Annotated in this window: 12 protein-coding genes; 8 read left to right on the top strand and 4 right to left on the bottom strand. The window is 66.4% G+C overall.

What is annotated here, in order from left to right; translation table 11 throughout:
* Nucleotides 1-39: 39 nt before the first annotated feature.
* Both ACZY0Q_RS00505 and ACZY0Q_RS00500 read right to left on the bottom strand, forming a co-directional pair.
* The gene (locus tag ACZY0Q_RS00505; protein ID WP_463913373.1) at nt 40-1,401 is read right to left on the bottom strand and encodes an MFS transporter; all 1,362 of its coding nucleotides are present in this window, start codon (nt 1,399-1,401) and stop codon (nt 40-42) included.
* Nucleotides 1,402-1,482: 81 nt separating this feature from the next.
* The gene (locus tag ACZY0Q_RS00500) at nt 1,483-2,421 is read right to left on the bottom strand and encodes a proteasome assembly chaperone family protein (protein WP_463913370.1); all 939 of its coding nucleotides are present in this window, start codon (nt 2,419-2,421) and stop codon (nt 1,483-1,485) included.
* Nucleotides 2,422-2,681: 260 nt separating this feature from the next.
* Between ACZY0Q_RS00500 and ACZY0Q_RS00495 the strand changes: the two genes are divergently transcribed.
* The 5 genes from ACZY0Q_RS00495 to ACZY0Q_RS00475 all read left to right on the top strand — a co-directional run bounded on the left by ACZY0Q_RS00495 (nt 2,682) and on the right by ACZY0Q_RS00475 (nt 8,876).
* On the top strand, nt 2,682-4,208 hold the full coding sequence (locus ACZY0Q_RS00495) for a leucyl aminopeptidase (protein WP_463913367.1): 1,527 nt from the start codon (nt 2,682-2,684) through the stop codon (nt 4,206-4,208).
* Nucleotides 4,209-4,458: 250 nt separating this feature from the next.
* Entirely contained in the window at nt 4,459-5,844 is a 1,386-nt protein-coding gene (gene lpdA, locus ACZY0Q_RS00490) for a dihydrolipoyl dehydrogenase (RefSeq protein ID WP_463913365.1), read from the top strand.
* A gap of 126 nt (nt 5,845-5,970) precedes the next feature.
* Complete coding sequence (gene sucB / locus ACZY0Q_RS00485; protein ID WP_463913362.1) at nt 5,971-7,695, top strand: 2-oxoglutarate dehydrogenase, E2 component, dihydrolipoamide succinyltransferase; 1,725 nt, start codon at nt 5,971-5,973, stop codon at nt 7,693-7,695.
* A gap of 166 nt (nt 7,696-7,861) precedes the next feature.
* The gene (locus tag ACZY0Q_RS00480; protein WP_058929351.1) at nt 7,862-8,212 is read left to right on the top strand and encodes a hypothetical protein; all 351 of its coding nucleotides are present in this window, start codon (nt 7,862-7,864) and stop codon (nt 8,210-8,212) included.
* A gap of 235 nt (nt 8,213-8,447) precedes the next feature.
* Nucleotides 8,448-8,876 (top strand): OsmC family protein, encoded by a 429-nt coding sequence (locus ACZY0Q_RS00475; RefSeq protein ID WP_463913359.1) that lies wholly within the window; start codon nt 8,448-8,450, stop codon nt 8,874-8,876.
* Between the two features lie 125 nt (nt 8,877-9,001).
* On the opposite strand, the gene ACZY0Q_RS00470 is transcribed toward ACZY0Q_RS00475, so the two are convergent.
* Entirely contained in the window at nt 9,002-12,523 is a 3,522-nt protein-coding gene (locus tag ACZY0Q_RS00470; RefSeq protein WP_463913357.1) for a S41 family peptidase, read from the bottom strand.
* Between the two features lie 74 nt (nt 12,524-12,597).
* Between ACZY0Q_RS00470 and ACZY0Q_RS00465 the strand changes: the two genes are divergently transcribed.
* A complete protein-coding gene (locus ACZY0Q_RS00465; RefSeq protein WP_463913355.1) occupies nt 12,598-13,491 on the top strand; it encodes a TIGR01777 family oxidoreductase in 894 nt (297 codons plus the stop codon).
* Between the two features lie 40 nt (nt 13,492-13,531).
* Here ACZY0Q_RS00465 and ACZY0Q_RS00460 read toward each other — a convergent pair whose 3' ends face one another.
* Nucleotides 13,532-15,433 (bottom strand): serine/threonine protein kinase, encoded by a 1,902-nt coding sequence (locus ACZY0Q_RS00460; protein ID WP_463913353.1) that lies wholly within the window; start codon nt 15,431-15,433, stop codon nt 13,532-13,534.
* 137 nt (nt 15,434-15,570) lie between these two features.
* Here ACZY0Q_RS00460 and lipB point away from each other — a divergent pair, with 137 nt between their 5' ends.
* Both lipB and lipA read left to right on the top strand, forming a co-directional pair.
* Nucleotides 15,571-16,239, top strand: coding sequence for a lipoyl(octanoyl) transferase LipB (gene lipB / locus ACZY0Q_RS00455; protein WP_463913350.1), 669 nt, complete (start codon nt 15,571-15,573; stop codon nt 16,237-16,239).
* The gene (gene lipA / locus ACZY0Q_RS00450; RefSeq protein ID WP_463913347.1) at nt 16,236-17,243 is read left to right on the top strand and encodes a lipoyl synthase; all 1,008 of its coding nucleotides are present in this window, start codon (nt 16,236-16,238) and stop codon (nt 17,241-17,243) included. The genes lipB and lipA overlap by 4 nt, the downstream gene beginning before the upstream one ends.
* Nucleotides 17,244-17,316 lie beyond the last annotated feature (73 nt).

Genomic DNA, 17,316 nt, shown 5'->3' with positions numbered 1-17,316 from the left:
CAACAAATGCCCCAGGAGGCCCGATGTGGAGGACAAGTGTCAGCCTTTGCCGGCGCGGTCCGTGGACCCGGACGGCTGGCGTCGCCGGGCCAGCTTTGCCCGCCGCTGCTGCGCCATGGCCCGGAGGAGCGGCGGCACCACAACACCCTGCGCTGCCATTTGCCGCCGTACTTTGCGCCGGCAGACTATCGTCATGGCGGCACCGAAGCCCAGCAGCAGGAACTGAACGCTGAGTGCGATCCGAAAAGGTTCGAGCCCGTACAGGACGCCGCCGGAATAGCCGCTGGCCAGCAGGACGTCCAGCACCAGGCCGACCAGGAAGATCGCCACGAGGGCCGCGATAAAGCCGCCCACATTCACGATGCCTGTTGCGGTTCCGATCCTGTGCGCGGGATTGAACGTCCGCGCGAAATCAAAACCGATCATCGATCCCGGCCCCCCGATGGCCAGGACCACCACCAGGCACGCCAGCAGCCACAGTGGGGAGCGGCCGGGCGTCAGCAGCACCGCGGCCCAGGCAGCGGCCGTGGCGCCGGCGATGAGCAACACCATGGTTGACCGGCGAAGCGGGTGGCGGGACACGAACTGTCCGATGAAAGGGCCCACGGCCATCGCCGCGGCAACGTACAAGGACATCAGGCCGGCCACGGTTGCGGCATCCAGGCCTTGTCCCGAGATCAGGAACGGATATCCCCACGTCATGGCGAACACGGTGCCGCTGAACTGGATAGTGAAGTGGCTCCACATCCCCAACCGGGTACCCGGCTGGCGCCAGGCCCGCGCGAGCGAGGCGCCTGTGGCCTTCAACCCCTGGTGCGCCTGCGGGGCGGGCGCACCGGGCGGGTGGTCCTTCAACATCAGCAGCACCAGCACCACCGCCAGGCCCGCCATGCCGGCGAGCATCAGGAAGCCGGGGGTCCAGCCAAAGGAATGCAGGACAAAGGCGAACGGCAGCACACTGAACAGCTGGCCCAGCTGGCCCGACATGCCCGTCAGCTGCGTGACCAGCGGAACCCGCGCTGGCGCGAACCACAAGGGAATGAGCCGGATCACGGAAATAAAGGTCATGGCATCGCCGGCGCCCACCAGAACCCGCCCCGCCACGCCGCCGGGGATGGTGTCGGCGAAGGCCAGCTGGAGCTGCCCGAGTCCCATGAGGACGGCTCCACCGGCGATCATGATGCGCGAGCCGAACCTGTCCACCAGGAGTCCGACGGGGATCTGCAGGCCCGCGTAGACCAGCAGCTGCAGCACCGTGAAGAAGGAGATGGCGGACGCGCCGGCGTGGAACCGCTCGGTGGCCTCCAGCCCCACCACCCCGAATGAGGTGCGCTGGGAGACGGCCACAAGGTAGGCGAAGATGCCGATGGTCCAGATCAGCCAGGCTCGGGGTGCAGTCACCCCATCATTATGCCCGGGCTGCTGCCCCACCCCGGGCAGTCGTCTGCCAGGCGGACTCCGCTTGGCTGGCTTCGGGTGCGGCTATGGGTGCGGGTTCTCGCGGGCCAGGTAGGCCTCCACTGCCGCGCCCAGCTCGTCCCCGTTCGGCAGTTCGTCATTTTCATCGGCCAGGAGTGAGCGACGGACGGTGCCTTCGGCCTTCTCGTCGTACCGCTCTTCCAGCCGCGAGACCACCTGCTGCACATCTTCCGAGGCCGCGACCTGCTCGGCGATCTGGCGGCCCACTTCCCGGCCCGCTTCGCGCAGCCGGTCCGCGGGCAACATCAGGGACGTCGCGGCACCGAGGAATTCAAGTCCGGCCACGGCGGCCGGCGGGTATTCCGCGTCTGCTAGGTAGTGCGGAACGTGGATCACGTAGCCGGCAACATTGCGTTCAGCCTCCATCAGCCGCAGCTCCAGAATGTGCCCTACGGCCGCAGGAACGTCAACGGTGGGCTTCCAGACGGAAATGCCCTCGATCAGTTCCGGACGGTTGCCGTGGACGGTCACACCCACGGGGCGCGTATGCGGCACAGGCATGGGAATGGAGTGGATCCAGGTCACCAGGTTCACGTCCAGCTTTTCCACGATGCCAACGACTGCGCGTGCAAATCGCTCCCACTGAAGGTCAGGTTCAAAACCGGCCAGCAGCAGGAAGGGGCTGCCGAGCCCGTCCGTCAGCTTGTACAGCGCCAGCTTCGGCTGCTGATAGTCCTGGAGGTGATCCTCCACGAAGGAGATGTGCGGCCTCCGCGACCGGTAGTCGATGAGCTGGTCGGCATCAAACACAGCCACCGGCTCGGCGTCCAGGGTGTCCAGGAGCTCCGCATTGATCTGCCTCACCACGTGGCCGGCATCGGCAAAGCCGGTGAAGCCCATCACCAGGTTCAGCCCGCGGAGCGCCGGGCTGTGGAACAGCTCGATGTTGCTCGCATAGAGCGCATCGGGGTCCAGCAGGGAACCGGAAATCCGTTCAAGCACGGCGTCGTCCTTTCAAGCAGTCGGGTGAATATCTTGTACAACGCGGCCAGGCACCCCGGAATTCCGCCAGCCGGTGTGGCGCAGGTCTCAGGAGATTCCGCTGCTGCGGCCCGCAGCGGCTACGATCGTGAATGGCCCGCCGGACGGGTTTACCGGCACCCCGGCGACGTCCCGATCGGACGGCCGCCGGACTTCCATGGCCGAGCGCCTGACATCCATACCAGCGCGAACAGCCTTTTCGAGAATTGAGGACTTACCCCGTGGTCAAGAATACTGAAATCAACCTTAGTACCCTCGCCAAGGACCTGAAGAGGACCCCCAGTGACGCCGTCGTCATCGGCGTGGGACAGGGATCGGACGGCCCCGTCCTGCTTGCGAACCCACTGACCGCAAAGTCGGCGGAAGCCCTGACCGACTCCCTCAAGGTTCTTGGCGTCACCGGCGCCGCCGACCAGATCGTCCGGCTGCCCGGACTGCCGGAAACGGGTGCCGGGGTTCTGGTTCTCGCAGGCGTCGGCAAGGTTGCCGCCGGCCGTCCGCTGACCGAAGAGGCCCTGCGGCGTGCCGCCGGTTCCGCCGTCCGCCAGCTCGGCGGCCTGGCCACCGTCGTCCTCGCCCTCCCGACGGCGGGAGTCGCCGACGTCGCGGCGGTCGCCGAGGGTGCCGCCCTGGGCGCCTATTCCTTCACCGAGTACCGGTCCTCCAGCGACGGGCTGAAGGAACCGGTCCGCAACGCGGTGATCTACACGGACGTTGCCCCCACCGATGCGCTTCGCGCCGCGCTGACGCGTGCTGGCCTGATCGGCAAAGCCGTCAACGCCACGCGGTCCCTGGTCAACCAGCCACCCAGCCACCTGTACCCCGAGTCTTTCGCCGAGGCCGCCAAGGAGCTGTCCAAGGGCCTCCCGGTCAAGGTGACGGTCTGGGACGAAAAGCGCCTCGAGAAGGAAGGCTTCGGCGGCATCATGGGCGTGGGCAAGGGGTCCACCCGCCAGCCCCGCCTGGTGAAGGTCGAGTATGCGCCCGCAAAGGCCACCGCAAAAATCGCTTTGGTGGGCAAGGGCATCACGTTCGACACCGGCGGAATCTCGATTAAGCCGGCCCTTGGCATGGGTGACATGAAGAGCGACATGGCGGGCGCCGCCGTCGTACTTAATACTGTGCTGGCGATCGCAGGACTGGGCCTGCCGGTGAGGACGACCGCCTGGCTCTGCATCGCTGAAAACATGCCCTCCGGCGCCGCCTCACGGCCGGCGGATGTCCTGACCATGTTCGGCGGCAAGACCGTTGAGGTGCTGAACACCGACGCCGAAGGCCGCCTGGTCATGGCAGACGGCATCGTCGCGGCGAGCCTCGAATACCCTGACGCCATCATCGACGTCGCCACCCTCACCGGCGCGCAGCTCATCGCCCTCGGCAACAGAACTGCCGGCGTGATGGGTTCGGACAGCGTCACCGGGCCGATCAAGGCTGCCGCGGACCGTGCCGGCGAGCTGGTGTGGCCGATGCCGCTGCCGGAAGAGCTGCGCCCGAGCATCGACTCCCAGGTGGCCGACCTCGCCAACATCGGTGAACGCCACGGCGGCATGATGACCGCGGCTGTTTTCCTGCGCGAGTTTGTGGGCAAGGGCAAGGACGGGGAGCAGATCCCCTGGGCGCACATCGACATCGCCGGTCCGTCCTTCAACAACGGAAGCCCTTACGGCTACACGCACAAGCAGGGCACGGGCTGCACGGTCCGCACACTGGTGGCCTACGTCGAGGACCTGCTGACGTCGGCTGCCTGACCAGCTTTTTGAACTGTCACGCGGCTTTGTGACACCACGGTGAATCCTTGGACACACAGCCGCGTGACACTCACCACAAGCGCCCCACAAACGCCACGGCAAGGTGGAGCATGTATTAGTGGTTCGCTAAGGTGAACTCCGGTAGTCACAAATGAAAGGGAACTGTCCTGCTGGCATAATCACGGCAGGGAAGTTCCAAGACCAGATGATGCGTACTCTCGTGTCATCGTTCACGCGAGGGAGCGTTTTAGTGGCCGATCAGGCAACTGCGCAAGAATTCGACATCCTGGTACTCGGCGGCGGCAGCGGCGGTTACGCAACTGCCCTGCGTGCCGTTCAGCTCGGCCTCACCGTTGGCCTGATTGAAAAGGGCAAGCTCGGCGGCACCTGCCTGCACAACGGCTGTATCCCCACCAAAGCCCTGCTGCACTCCGCTGAACTGGCCGACCACGCCCGCGACTCGGCAAAGTACGGCGTCAACGTCACCCTTGACAGCATCGACATTACTGCTGTCAACGCCTACAAAGACGGGATCATCGCCGGCAAGTTCAAGGGCCTGCAGGGTCTCATCAAGGGCAAAAAGGGCATCACCGTCATCGAAGGCGAAGGCAAGCTCCAGGGCACGGACACCGTAGTTGTGAACGGTACCGCATACAAGGGCAAGAACATTGTCCTCGCGACCGGCTCCTACTCCCGGTCGCTGCCGGGCCTGGAAATCGGTGGCAAGGTCATCACTTCCGACGAAGCCCTCACCATGGATTTCATCCCCAAGAGCGCGATCATCCTGGGCGGCGGCGTGATCGGCGTCGAGTTCGCTTCGGTTTGGAAGTCCTTCGGCGTCGACGTCACCATCATTGAGGGCCTGCCCTCGCTGGTCCCCAACGAAGACGCGACAATCGTCAAGGCCTTCGAACGCGCCTTCAAGAAGCGCGGCATCAAGTTCTCCACCGGCACCTTCTTCCAGGGCGTTGAGCAGAACGCCGACGGCGTGAAGGTCACCCTCGTGGACGGCAAGACCTTCGAAGCGGACCTTATGCTTGTGGCCGTCGGCCGCGGCCCGGTCACGGCCAACCTCGGCTACGAAGAGGCCGGGATCACCATCGACCGCGGCTTCGTCATCACCAATGAGCGCCTGCACACCGGTGTCGGCAACGTCTATGCCATCGGCGACATCGTCCCCGGCGTCCAGCTGGCACACCGCGGCTACCAGCAGGGCATCTTCGTCGCCGAGGAAATCGCGGGCCTGAAGCCCGTCGTCGTCGAAGACGTCAACATCCCCAAGGTCACCTACTCCGAGCCCGAAATCGCCACGGTGGGCTACACGGAAAAGGCCGCTAAGGCCAAGTTCGGTGACGACCAGATCCAGACCCAGGAATACAACCTCGCCGGCAACGGCAAGAGCTCCATCCTGGGCACCAGCGGCCTGGTCAAGCTGGTCCGCCAGAAGGACGGCCCCGTGGTGGGCGTCCACATGATCGGCGCCCGCATGGGCGAGCAGATCGGCGAGGCCCAGCTGATCGTGAACTGGGAAGCCTACCCGGAGGACGTGGCCCAGCTGGTCCACGCACACCCGACGCAGAACGAGTCCCTGGGCGAGGCCCACCTGGCCCTGGCCGGAAAGCCCCTGCACGGCTAGCAGTTCCGCCCGCACCACCGCACGACAACAGGGCCTGGTGCACCCGGCGTGATCCGCCGGGTGCACTAAGCTCGAACAAGCCAGCCATCATCCGCACAAAAGATCAATAAGGAGAACGGGGACGACATGTCTGAATCCGTTAACTTGCCCGCCCTCGGTGAGAGCGTCACCGAAGGAACCGTCACCCGCTGGCTCAAGCAGGTAGGTGACCGGGTAGAGGTGGACGAACCGCTGCTCGAGGTTTCCACCGACAAAGTAGACACCGAAATCCCCTCTCCGGTTGCCGGCATCATCGAGGAAATCCTCGTCGCCGAAGATGAGACCGCCGAAGTAGGCGCTCCCCTGGTCCGCATCGGTGACGGCTCCGGCGGCGGCGCCGCCCCCGAAGCAGCAGCCCCGGCCGAAGAAGCCCCCGCTGCACCGGCTGCAGAGGCACCGGCTGAAGAGGCACCCGCAGAAGAGGCCCCGGCCGCCGAAGCACCCGCAGCGGCAGCGCCCGCCTCCTCGGACGGCGAAAGCCACGACGTTACCCTCCCGGCACTGGGCGAAAGCGTCACCGAAGGAACCGTCACCCGCTGGCTGAAGGCCGTCGGCGACACCGTTGCAGTGGATGAGCCGCTGCTCGAAGTATCCACGGACAAGGTTGACACCGAAATCCCGTCCCCCGTCGCGGGAACGCTGCAGGAAATCCGGGTCAACGAAGACGAAACGGCCGAAGTTGGCGCCGTCCTCGCCGTCATCGGCTCCGGGGCGGCTGCCCCCGCAGCTTCCGCTCCGGCACCCGCCGCCGAGCCTGCGGCGCCAGCGCCCGCCGCGGCACCTGCTCCTGTTGCACCCAAGCCAGAGGCCGCTCCGGCGGCACCGGCCGCGGCAGCAGCACCTGCCCCCGTTTCAGCCCCGGCACCCGCAGCCGAGCCTGCTGCCGGCGGCGAGTCCGGTTACGTAACGCCCCTGGTCCGGAAGCTGGCCAACCAGCACGGTGTGGATGTCTCATCACTGTCCGGCACCGGCGTTGGTGGGCGCATCCGCAAGCAGGACGTCCTCGCGGCGGCAGAAGCCAAGGCGGCTCCGCCCGCAGCAGCAACGGCCAAGCCGTCCGCCGCTCCGGCCGGCCCGGCTGCATCCTCCCTGCGCGGCACCACGCAGAAGGCTCCCCGCATCCGCCAGGTTATCGCCCGCCGCATGCGCGAATCCCTCGAAATCTCCACGCAGCTCACCCAGGTGCACGAAGTGGACATGACCAAGGTGGCCAAGCTCCGCCTGAAGGCCAAGAACTCGTTCCTGGCCCAGAACGGCGTCAAGCTCACCTTCCTGCCGTTTATCGCCAAGGCCGTTGCCGAGGCTCTCAAGCAGCACCCCAAGCTCAACGCTGCGTACGACGAGGACAAGCAGGAAATCACGTACCACAACGCCGAGCACCTGGCGATCGCAGTGGACACCGACAAGGGCCTCCTGGTTCCGGTCATCACCGATGCCGGAAACCTGAACCTGGCCGGACTGGCCGGCAAGATCGCCGACGTTGCCGGGCGCACCCGCGATGGCAAGATCGGCCCGGACGAACTGTCCGGCGGGACGTTCAGCATCACCAACATCGGTTCGGTCGGCGCCCTGTTCGACACCCCGATCATCAACCAGCCACAGGTGGGGATCCTGGGCACCGGCGCGATCGTCAAGCGCCCCGTGGTGGTGGCCGATGAGAACGGTGACGACTCGATCGCCATCCGCTCCATGATGTACCTGTCCCTCACGTACGATCACCGCCTGGTGGACGGCGCGGACGCAGGACGTTTCCTCCAGACGCTGAAGGCCCGCCTTGAAGAAGGCGCCTTCGAGGCCGACCTGGGACTCTAGCCCCAAAGCACGACCGAACGACGGCGGTGCACGCACCGGTGGGAAACCACTGGAACGCGAGCACCGCCGTCGCGCTTTAACGCCTGGATTCCCCGTTTCCGCCGACACACAAGAACCCGGCGACCGCCTTACTACATGGTGTAGAACCCATGCGTAGACTGGTCGCATGATTATCGTGTACAACATTGTGGTCTTCCTGCACATCGTCGGCGCCGCCATGATCGTCGGCATCTGGATCGGGAACATGAAGACCCCCACGGTCCACCCCCGGCAGTTCGATGGCGCGGCCCTTCAGCTCATCACAGGCATTGTGCTGATGGGCCTGATCCCTGCCCTCGACATGGACGCGAACTACTTCAAGCTGGGCATCAAGTTCGCCATTGCCCTGGCTGTCGGCGTGCTGGCTTTCATCGGCCGCCGCAAATACAAGAAGGGCGAGGACATCAGCAAGGGCCTGGCCCACGGAGTTGGCGGACTTGCGCTGCTCAACGTGGCCATCGCCACGCTCTGGAACTGATCGCCAGCTGAACCGCCCACGACGGCGCCGCTCCCCTCGTCCGGGCGCGGCGCCGTCGCTGTTTACTGCCACGCGGATCTACCGCCGGGCATTCGCCGGCAGGCGGCCGGGTGGCACGGTCACAATCCACTGAGAGCGGACACCCTGTGCACGGCTGCCGCTCAATCCCTAGGATTGGAACCGGCGGGGCCAGGCAACGGCCGGTCCCGGTTCGAACCGACTTTGAGGAGTGGACATGGCAGCAACACGCACCGCGCACACAGTATGGAACGGCGACCTGATGACAGGGTCGGGTCAGACCACGCTGGACAGCTCCGGCCTGGGCACATTTGAGGTTACCTGGAAGGCACGCACCGAAGCGGCCGAGGGCAAGACCAGCCCGGAAGAACTGATCGCCGCAGCGCACGCGAGCTGCTTCTCGATGGCGTTCAGCAATATGCTCGCGCAGGCAGGACATGCTCCGGAAGAAGTCAACACCAAAGCCGACGTGACGTTCGTCCCCGGCACCGGCATCACCGGGAGCCACCTGACCATGTCCGCAAAGATCCCCGGCATCTCCGAAGAGGAATTCCAGAAGATCGCCGGCGAAGCCAAGGTTGGCTGCCCGGTTTCCGGCGCGCTGGCCAGCATCGATATCACCCTGGACGCTACCCTGCAGTCCTGATCCAGCCAGGCAGCTGCCGCGTTCGCTATGAACGCTGAAGGCTCCTGAAACAGAGAAGGCCCTGCTCCCGCCCGGACTGACCGGGAGGAGCAGGGCCTTCTCTGTTCTGTTGGTGCGGGACAGGCCTAGTCGGCGTGCCGGCGGGCCGGAAGCGGCGCAGGCTTCAGGCGACGGTAGCCTTCGCGGACCGGGGGCTTATCCGTGGGCAGCTCCTGGATCATTTCCTTGAGCGCACCGATCCCGTATTCCAGCTGGGGGTCCCTGCCGGCGGCATAAGCATGCGGCGGGTAGAGCACTTCGATGTCGGGATCCACGCCGTAGTTTTCCACGGACCAGCCCACGCCGCCACCGAACCAGGTGGCGTACCGCGGCTGGGTCACGCCGGTGCCGTCGGCCAGGGAGAACCTGTTATCGATCCCCACCACGCCGCCCCACGTGCGCGTGCCGATCACCGGGCCGATCCCCCGCAGCTTGGAAACCTGGGTGATGATGTCGCCGTCGGACCCGGCGAATTCATCGGCGAGGATGATCACCGGACCCCGCGGTGCGTGGTGCGGGTAGGTGCGCGGCGCTTCGCCGCGAGGCATGCTCCAGCCGGTGACCTTCCGGCCAATCAGTTCCGCAACCAGCTGGGACGTGTGGCCGCCACGGTTCCGGCGGACATCCACGATGAGTCCGTCCAGGGCAGTTTCGGTGTCGAGGTCGCGGTGCAGCTGCGCCCAGCCGTTGGCCATCATGTCCGGGATGTGCAGGTACCCGTAGCGGCCGCCGGAGGCCTCCCGGACGATCCCGCGGTTCGCGGCCACCCACTCCTGGTAGCGCAGCCGTTCCTCGTCCTTGACCGGGATCACAGCGATCCGCCGCTGCTCCCCTGCCTCGGCGCCGTGCCCGGATCCGTTGCGCAAAGTCAGCTCCACAGCCCGTCCGGCAGCGCCCACCAGCTGCATCGCGGGGCTCACCGCGGCGGACAGCGGCACACCGTCTATGGCCAGTAGTACGTCCCCTGCCATCGCGGCAGCGCCGGGCCGGGTCAGCGGCGATGTGGCCAGCGGGTCCGAGGACTCGCCGGCAAGGATGCGGGTGATCTCCCAGCCGGCCGCAGTGAAGGCGAAGTCCGCGCCGAGGCGTCCCTGGCCATTGCTGCCGTTTTCCGTGACCGCTGCCGGCCGGACGTAGGCGTGCGAGGTGCCCAGTTCCCCGTGCAGCTCCCAGAGCAGGTCCACCAGGTCGTCGTGGGACCCCAGCCGGTCAACGATGGGCCGGTAGCGCTTGTGGATCGACTCCCAGTCCTGTCCTGCCATGTCTTCGGCCCAGAAGAAGTCGCGCTGCAGGCGCCAGGCTTCGTCGAACGCCTGGCCCCAGACGCTGAGCGGATCCATCATCACGCGGACCCGGCCCAGGTCCACCTTGACCAGCTGGCCGGATTCCTCATCGGCTTTGGCAGCAGAAGGAACCACACTGACCTGCTTGTCGTTGACGAGCACCACCTTCTTGCCGTCGCCGGAGAGCCGGTAGCTGTCCAGAGCCTCCACCAACGTGGCGGACTTCCGGCGGGCCAGGTCGAACCGGACCAAGCTGGGGCGGGCGTCCTTGTCTTCCTGGCTGGCTTTGCCGTCGCCGGTGACGCCGGCCAAGGCCCAGTCCAGCCACAGCAGCGCGCCTTCGGTTGACGTCAGTGACGTGTAGTTGCCCTGGGGTACGGGAACGCCGATGACACGGTGCGCCAACCCGGCGGGATCAACGCGAACCGCACTCACTGGTGCGGGGCCCGCCGCGGCGTCTGCCTCCACGCCGTCCGTACTGTCCGTGCCGTCCGCACTGTCCGCGCTTGCGGCAGGTGCCAGGTCAACAGCAGGGCCAAACGGCGACGGCGTCGTGGCCGCCAGTGCCACCAGGTACGGCTTGATGGGGCTGGGGAAGGACAGGTCGAACGAGTGCCCGTCGTAGACCGGATCAAAGCTGCGGTTGGACAGGAATGCCAGGAACTTTCCGTCCGGCGTGAACCTTGGGGACATGTCGCAGAAACGGCCGTCGGTGACGTCGACGATGCCGCCCGCCAGGTCCGTGGCGTTGGCGAGCCGGAGGCGGCTCCGGGAGCCGAACGAGGTGACGGGTTCGGACCATGCCAGCCACTGCGAGTCTGGGGACCACGCGAGTTCCGCGATGGTGCCCTCGCCGATGCTGGTGACCAGTGAAAGGTCCCCGGTGGCCGTGTCCGCCACATAAATGTCGCCGAAGGAGGTTCCCACGGCAATCCACCGGCCATCGGGGCTCGTCTCCAGGGCGCTGGCGCGTGACGGCTTGGGAAAAGCGATGCGAGTCAGGCCTGACGGCCCTGGGTTGGCGGCGGATTCCGCCGGGCTGTGGGCCACGCTGGCCGGGTGTTCGCCCGCCGGGGAGTCATCCTGCACCGGGACCACGACGTCGGCAGCCACCGCAGCGGATGATGCCGCCGCGGGAACGGGCCGGGGCAGTGGCGCTTCCGCTTGGTCCCTATCCGCTGCGGCGGGTGCGGCGGCGGGGGCGGCCGTAACGGCGGGAACCACAGTGTCGGGCACCGGCGCGGCAATCTCCTTGATGAAGATCGCCTCCACGCCGTCGTAATCTGCGACATAGGCGAGGCGGCCGCCGTCGAGCGGCCTGGGGAGCCGCGCGCGGACGCCCGAGGTGGCCTCAACGACACGGGACGGGCCGTCCTTGTGGCGGAGCCAGTGAAGAGTGCCGTGGGCCTCCACGACGCTGGCAGAGCCGGTGGCATCCGGCACCACCGCGCCCAGGTGTTTGGAGGTTTTCAGCAGGCCCGGGCGGCGCGACTGCGACGCGGAGCCCAGCGAGATGTCCAGCCGTACCGCAGCGGACGACAGATCGTGCAGGATCCAGAGTTCACCTGCAGATTCGAAGATAACCCGCTTGCCGTCGGTGGACGCGTGCCGGACGTAGAAGTCCTCGTGGTCCGTGTGGCGTCGGAGATCGCCGCCGCCGGGCAGCACCGAGTACAGGTTTCCGTAACCCTCGTGGTCTGACAGGAATGCGATGCGCCCGTCCACCCACAGCGGATCTGCGAGGTTTCCGTCCAGGTGGGGAACCAGGCGCTCGAACTCGCCGTTTCCGTCGGCGTCAATCCAGAGCTTGCCCGCAGTGCCGCCGCGGTACCGCTTCCACCAGGCCGGTTCACGGGAGAGCACGCTGGCCAGGACAACCGGCCGCTCGTCCCCAACTTCCGGGCCGAAGGCTACGGATTCGACGGGCCCAAAGGGGAGCTCCTCAGCCGACCCGCCGTCGACCGGGACGCTGTAAGCGTAGGTATGCCGGCTTTCAGCCTGGCGGAACGCGCTGGTCACCACTACGTCGCCGGCGGCGGTGAAGCCTTTGACCTTGGTTGTGGCGTGGCCGAAATACGTCAGTTGCCGGTAGCCACCGCCGTCCACCTCCGCCGAGACCACTTCCGGTGCTGTTCCCTGGATCACAGTCCAGACCAGGCGCTTGCCGTCAGGCGTAAACCGCGGATTCCGGACGGGCAGCTGCAGTGACGACACCCGCCATGCGCGGCCGCCATTGAGTGGTGCGATCCATACGTCGTCCTCTGCCACAAACGTGACCTGATCGCCGTGGACATGCGGAAACCGGAAGTAGCTCGAAGAAGTCATCGTTCGATCATAGTCAACTCCCGGTACGGTCCGAGGGAGGTACCGGCGGCGTGCGGGCCGTGGTGAGATGGATCATGCGCATCGTTATAGCAGGAGCCTCAGGGCTGATCGGGACCCACTTGTCCGCAACGCTGCGATTGGCCGGCCATGACGTGACCGCCCTCGTCCGGCGCGAGCCCACATCCGCGGCCGAAGTCCGTTGGGACCCGGCAGCGCAACGGTTGGACCCCCAGGCGTTGGCCGGAGCGGACACCGTGATCAACCTCGCCGGTGCCGGGATCGGGGACAGACCCTGGACCAGGCGCCGAATCGACGAATTGTTGACTTCGAGGTTGGCTGCCACCGGCACTCTGACCGCAGCCATGGCCAAGCTTGACCACCCGCCACGCACATTTATCAGCCAGTCGGCGTCCGGGTACTACGGCGATTCGGGGTCCGCCCAGCTCCGGGAGGCTGCGTCGCCGGGTTCGGGCGTTCTGTCCCGAATCTGCGTCGATTGGGAGGCCGCCGCGCATCAGGCGCCGCCCGGTGTCCGCGTGGTCACCCCACGCACCGGCGTTGTCCTTAGCCCCGCAGGTGGCGCTCTGGGCCCGATACTGCCGCTGCTTCGCCTCGGACTGGGCGGACCACTCGGCCACGGCAGGCAGTACTGGCCGTGGATTACGCTTCCGGACGTCGCCACGGCCCTTATGTTCCTCGCCGACACCGGGTTGCACGGACCGGTCAATGTCTGTGCCCCTGAAAGCGCTGACGTCAACGCATTGATCGGTGCGCTGGCATCCGCGCTCCATCGGCCGGCATTTTTCCGGGTACCGTCGCCGGCCCTGCACCTGGTTATGGGGCAGCTGGCCGACGAACTTATCCTGTCCAGCCAGCGGATGGAACCGGCGGCCCTGGAGGCAGCCGGCTTCACGTGGCAACACCCGTCACTGGCCGAGGCCGCAGCCTGGGTGGCCGGCAGGCACTGAGCCTCGGCAAACGTGCTGGACCAACGCGCTGAGGCAACCGTCAGGAGCCCGGGAGGACGTCCGTAATCCGCCAGCGGCCGTTGACCGAGACCAGCACCAGCCGGAGGTTCCGTGCCGCGACCGGCGCGCCCGTCGCCACGGCTGTTCCGGACGTGTCCCTTTCCTCATAGGGCGACGTGGCTGACGTGACGCCAACAACAACCTGGCCGGGTGGACTGCCGGGCTCGACCTGCAGGTTCGATACGGAACTGGTGAAGCCAGCCAGGACGTGGCCGGACCCCTGGAGCTCAGCCTTGAGGCCTGCATCCGCGGCAGAAGCCGTAGAACCCGGGGCATTAACGAGATCCAGCAGCTCCAAACGGCCGGAACTGAAGGCCAGGGACCTCACAGCTGCCAGTCCCCGGACTGCCTCGAGCGGATCGGCCGAATCCAGCTGCGCCGCGGCGACGGCCGGGACGCCTGCCGCCGCGAGCATGGTGTCCACCTCTCCGGTATCCGCACTCTCCGCCTCCGCCGGTCCACGGGTCCGGTCTCCGGCAGCCACCGCCTCTGGTCCAGCTGGGAAGGCCCACGGTCCGCCTGCCCCAAAGGCGCCGGCGGCCCAGATAGCGCCTGCAAGGATGGCAACGGCTCCCAACGCCAGCAGCACGGTGCCCCGGTTGCGTCCGGCCCTTCCCGCACGCCCAACTTGCCGGTTCGCAACGGCGTCCACCGACTTCCGGGACGGCACAGCCCGACGATTCGCCCCGGGGATCGGTTCTTGATCGTTCGGGCCAGATTCCACGGCATGCCTGCCGCGCGGCGCCCTCTGTTCACCACCGACCGCCTGGACCGGCGCGGCCTGAGTGCCGGCCGCTCGCGCCCGGGCCTCCGGTACGTGGAGCATTGGCTCGCGAACCACTGGCATCTCCCTTTCGTCCGCAGCCGGGAACGGAAGGATCTGCCGAGCCCCCACCAGCCCGGACCACCGCGACGTCGAGATCCGGCGCCGCCAGGCCTGGAGACCACGCCGGAGCGCGCCGTCGGGACGTTCCGGGACGCGGCGCCGCGTCAGCAGTTGCGGAATGACCGTGGCGTGGACCGAGGACGCGAGGTCCACCGGCAGCGGCGGGGCACTGCGGTAGACCGCCGTCGCCAGTTCAACAGCTGTGGGCCGCAGCCGCCGGTCCTCATTAAGGCCCGCTTCCAGGGCAGCGGCCAGCTCGGCAGGAACGTCCGGGAGCAGGAGCGAGAGGGGCGGGCGGTCGGCAGTCCGGCGTGGCGGCTGGCCCGTGAGGCAATACCACCCCAGCGCCGCCACCGAGTAGACGTCGCGTTCCGGCTGCAGCCCGGCCCGCACTGCGTCCACCGGTGCCGGATCCATAAACCCCGCAGTGCCATGGTCCGGCACTGCTGAAACATCACCCACCATCCTGGCAATGCCGACGTCGGACAGCATTGGCTTGCCGTGCCCTGTGAAGAGGACGTTCCCGGGCGAGACGTCACCGTGGGTGAACCCCTGGCCGTGCAGGTAGCCAAGTACCTGGGCAAGAGGGGTGAGCACCGTGACCGTCTCCCCGATGGTGAGCTTGCCCCTGCTGCCGACCAACTCTCCGAGGGAACCGCCAGGTGCGTAATCCAGCAACAGCCCTATTGACCCTCCGCCCGACCCCGCTGATCCCGCCGGACGGTGAAGACGGACGGCGTCGTGCGCCTTGATGAGGTGCTGGTGGCCGAGGACAGAGAGAATACGGATTTCACGGCGGATGGATTCCTCGGCCTCGCCGGGCTCCCTGTCTTCACCCGGACCGGGCGCCCCGGCGCGCCCTTCACCAAGGCATTTCAGGGCAAACTCCCGGCCGGATCTTTCTTCGGATACCAGCCACACTGTTGAACTACCGCCACGGCCCAACATGCGGCCCACAAGGAAACCTGGAACCACCGGGGCAGTGAAATCATCCATGACTCATGTCTAGCGGAATCCGGGAATGCCTGCAGAAGTTATCCACAGGCCACGGGCTTACACTGGATCCGCCGGTGGCATGAGAGGTCCGCCACTATAGCCGGATCCCTCGCGGATCGGGGTCTAAGCTGGACGGCATGACTCTTGAGTTTTCACAGGTGGGTCTCGCCCCGGATTTCGTTGACTACACCCGCGGCTGGGATCTGCAGCGCGTGATCCACAGCAAGGTCGTCGCAGCCGAGGCGCCCAGCACCGTCCTCATCCTTGAACATGCCGCCGTCTACACAGCCGGCAAGCTCACGGAAGAGCACGAGCGCCCGTTGGACGGTACGCCTGTTGTCGCGGTGGACCGCGGCGGCAAGCTGACCTGGCACGGCCCCGGCCAGCTAATCGCGTATCCGATTCTCAAGCTGAAGAACCGGTCAGGCATCCGAGACTATGTTGAGCGGCTTGAAGCGGTCATGATCGCCGTAATTGCCGACTATGGCATCAACGCTGAGCGCATCAAGGGACGGGCCGGGGTGTGGATCACCGCTGACAGCAAAGGCCCGGACCGGAAGATTGCAGCGATCGGCATCCGCGTCCTGGACGGGGTCACAATGCATGGCGTCGCCATTAACTGCAACAATGATCTGGCGCCTTATGCCCAGATCATCGCCTGTGGCATCACCGACGCCAGCGTCACCACAATGTCCATCGAAACCGGCAGGAACATCGCCCCGGGCGATATCGCTGACCGGTTCATGGAAGAATTTCGCAAGCACGAAGAAGCACTCGTTTCAATCCCTGAGGGAGCACTCCTGTGACACTGGCACCAGAAGGCCGGAAGCTGCTGCGCGTTGAGCAGCGGAACTCTGCAGTACCTGTGGAGCGGAAGCCGGAGTGGATCAAGGCGAAGGTCCAGATGGGTCCGGAGTATGTCCAGCTTAAGAACCTGGTCAAGAAGGAAGGCCTGCACACGGTGTGTGAGGAGGCCGGGTGCCCGAACATTTTTGAGTGCTGGGAAGACAAGGAAGCCACGTTCCTGATCGGCGGGTCCGAATGCACGCGCCGCTGTGATTTCTGCCAGATCGACACGGGCAAGCCGTCCCCGGTGGACATGTTCGAGCCCACGAAGGTGGCCCGCTCGGTCCTGGCCATGCAGCTGCGTTACGCCACCGTGACGGGGGTGGCCCGGGATGATCTGGCCGATGAGGGTGTGTGGCTCTATGCCGAGACGGTCCGGAAGATCCACGAGCTGAACCCGGGTACCGGCGTCGAACTGTTGATCCCTGACTTCTCCGGCAAGCCCGAGCACATCGCGGCGATCTGCGATTCCAAGCCCGAGGTCTTCGCTCACAACGTCGAGACCGTGCCGAGGATTTTCAAGCGGATCCGGCCGGCGTTCCGGTATGAGCGGTCCCTGGATGTCATCACGCAGGGCCGGGCCCTGGGCATGGTGACGAAGTCGAACCTGATCCTGGGCATGGGCGAGACCCGTGAGGAGATCTCCGAGGCGCTGCGGGACCTGCATGAGGCCGGCTGTGACCTGATCACCATCACCCAGTACCTGCGCCCGTCCGAGCGGCACCTGCCGGTGGACCGCTGGGTCAAGCCGCAGGAGTTCGTGGACCTGCAGGACGAGGCCAAGGAGATCGGCTTCCTCGGCGTTATGTCCGGCCCGCTGGTCCGTTCCTCCTACCGGGCCGGCCGGCTCTGGGCCACCGCGATGCGCAAGAAGGGCTGGGAAATCCCCGCCCAGCTCGCGCACATCGAATCCTCCGGCAGCACCCGCCAGGAAGCCAGCTCACTGCTCGCCGCACATTCCTAAGCCGTAGTTTGGTATCCCTGGGGGCCGGCACTGGACATTCTCCGGCGTCCGGCCCTCAGGCATAAATCACGTA

It is taken from the genome of Pseudarthrobacter lactosi, assembly GCF_055412785.1.
The sequence above is the reverse complement of the archived record's forward strand: the minus strand, read 5'-3'. Positions and strand labels throughout refer to the sequence as shown.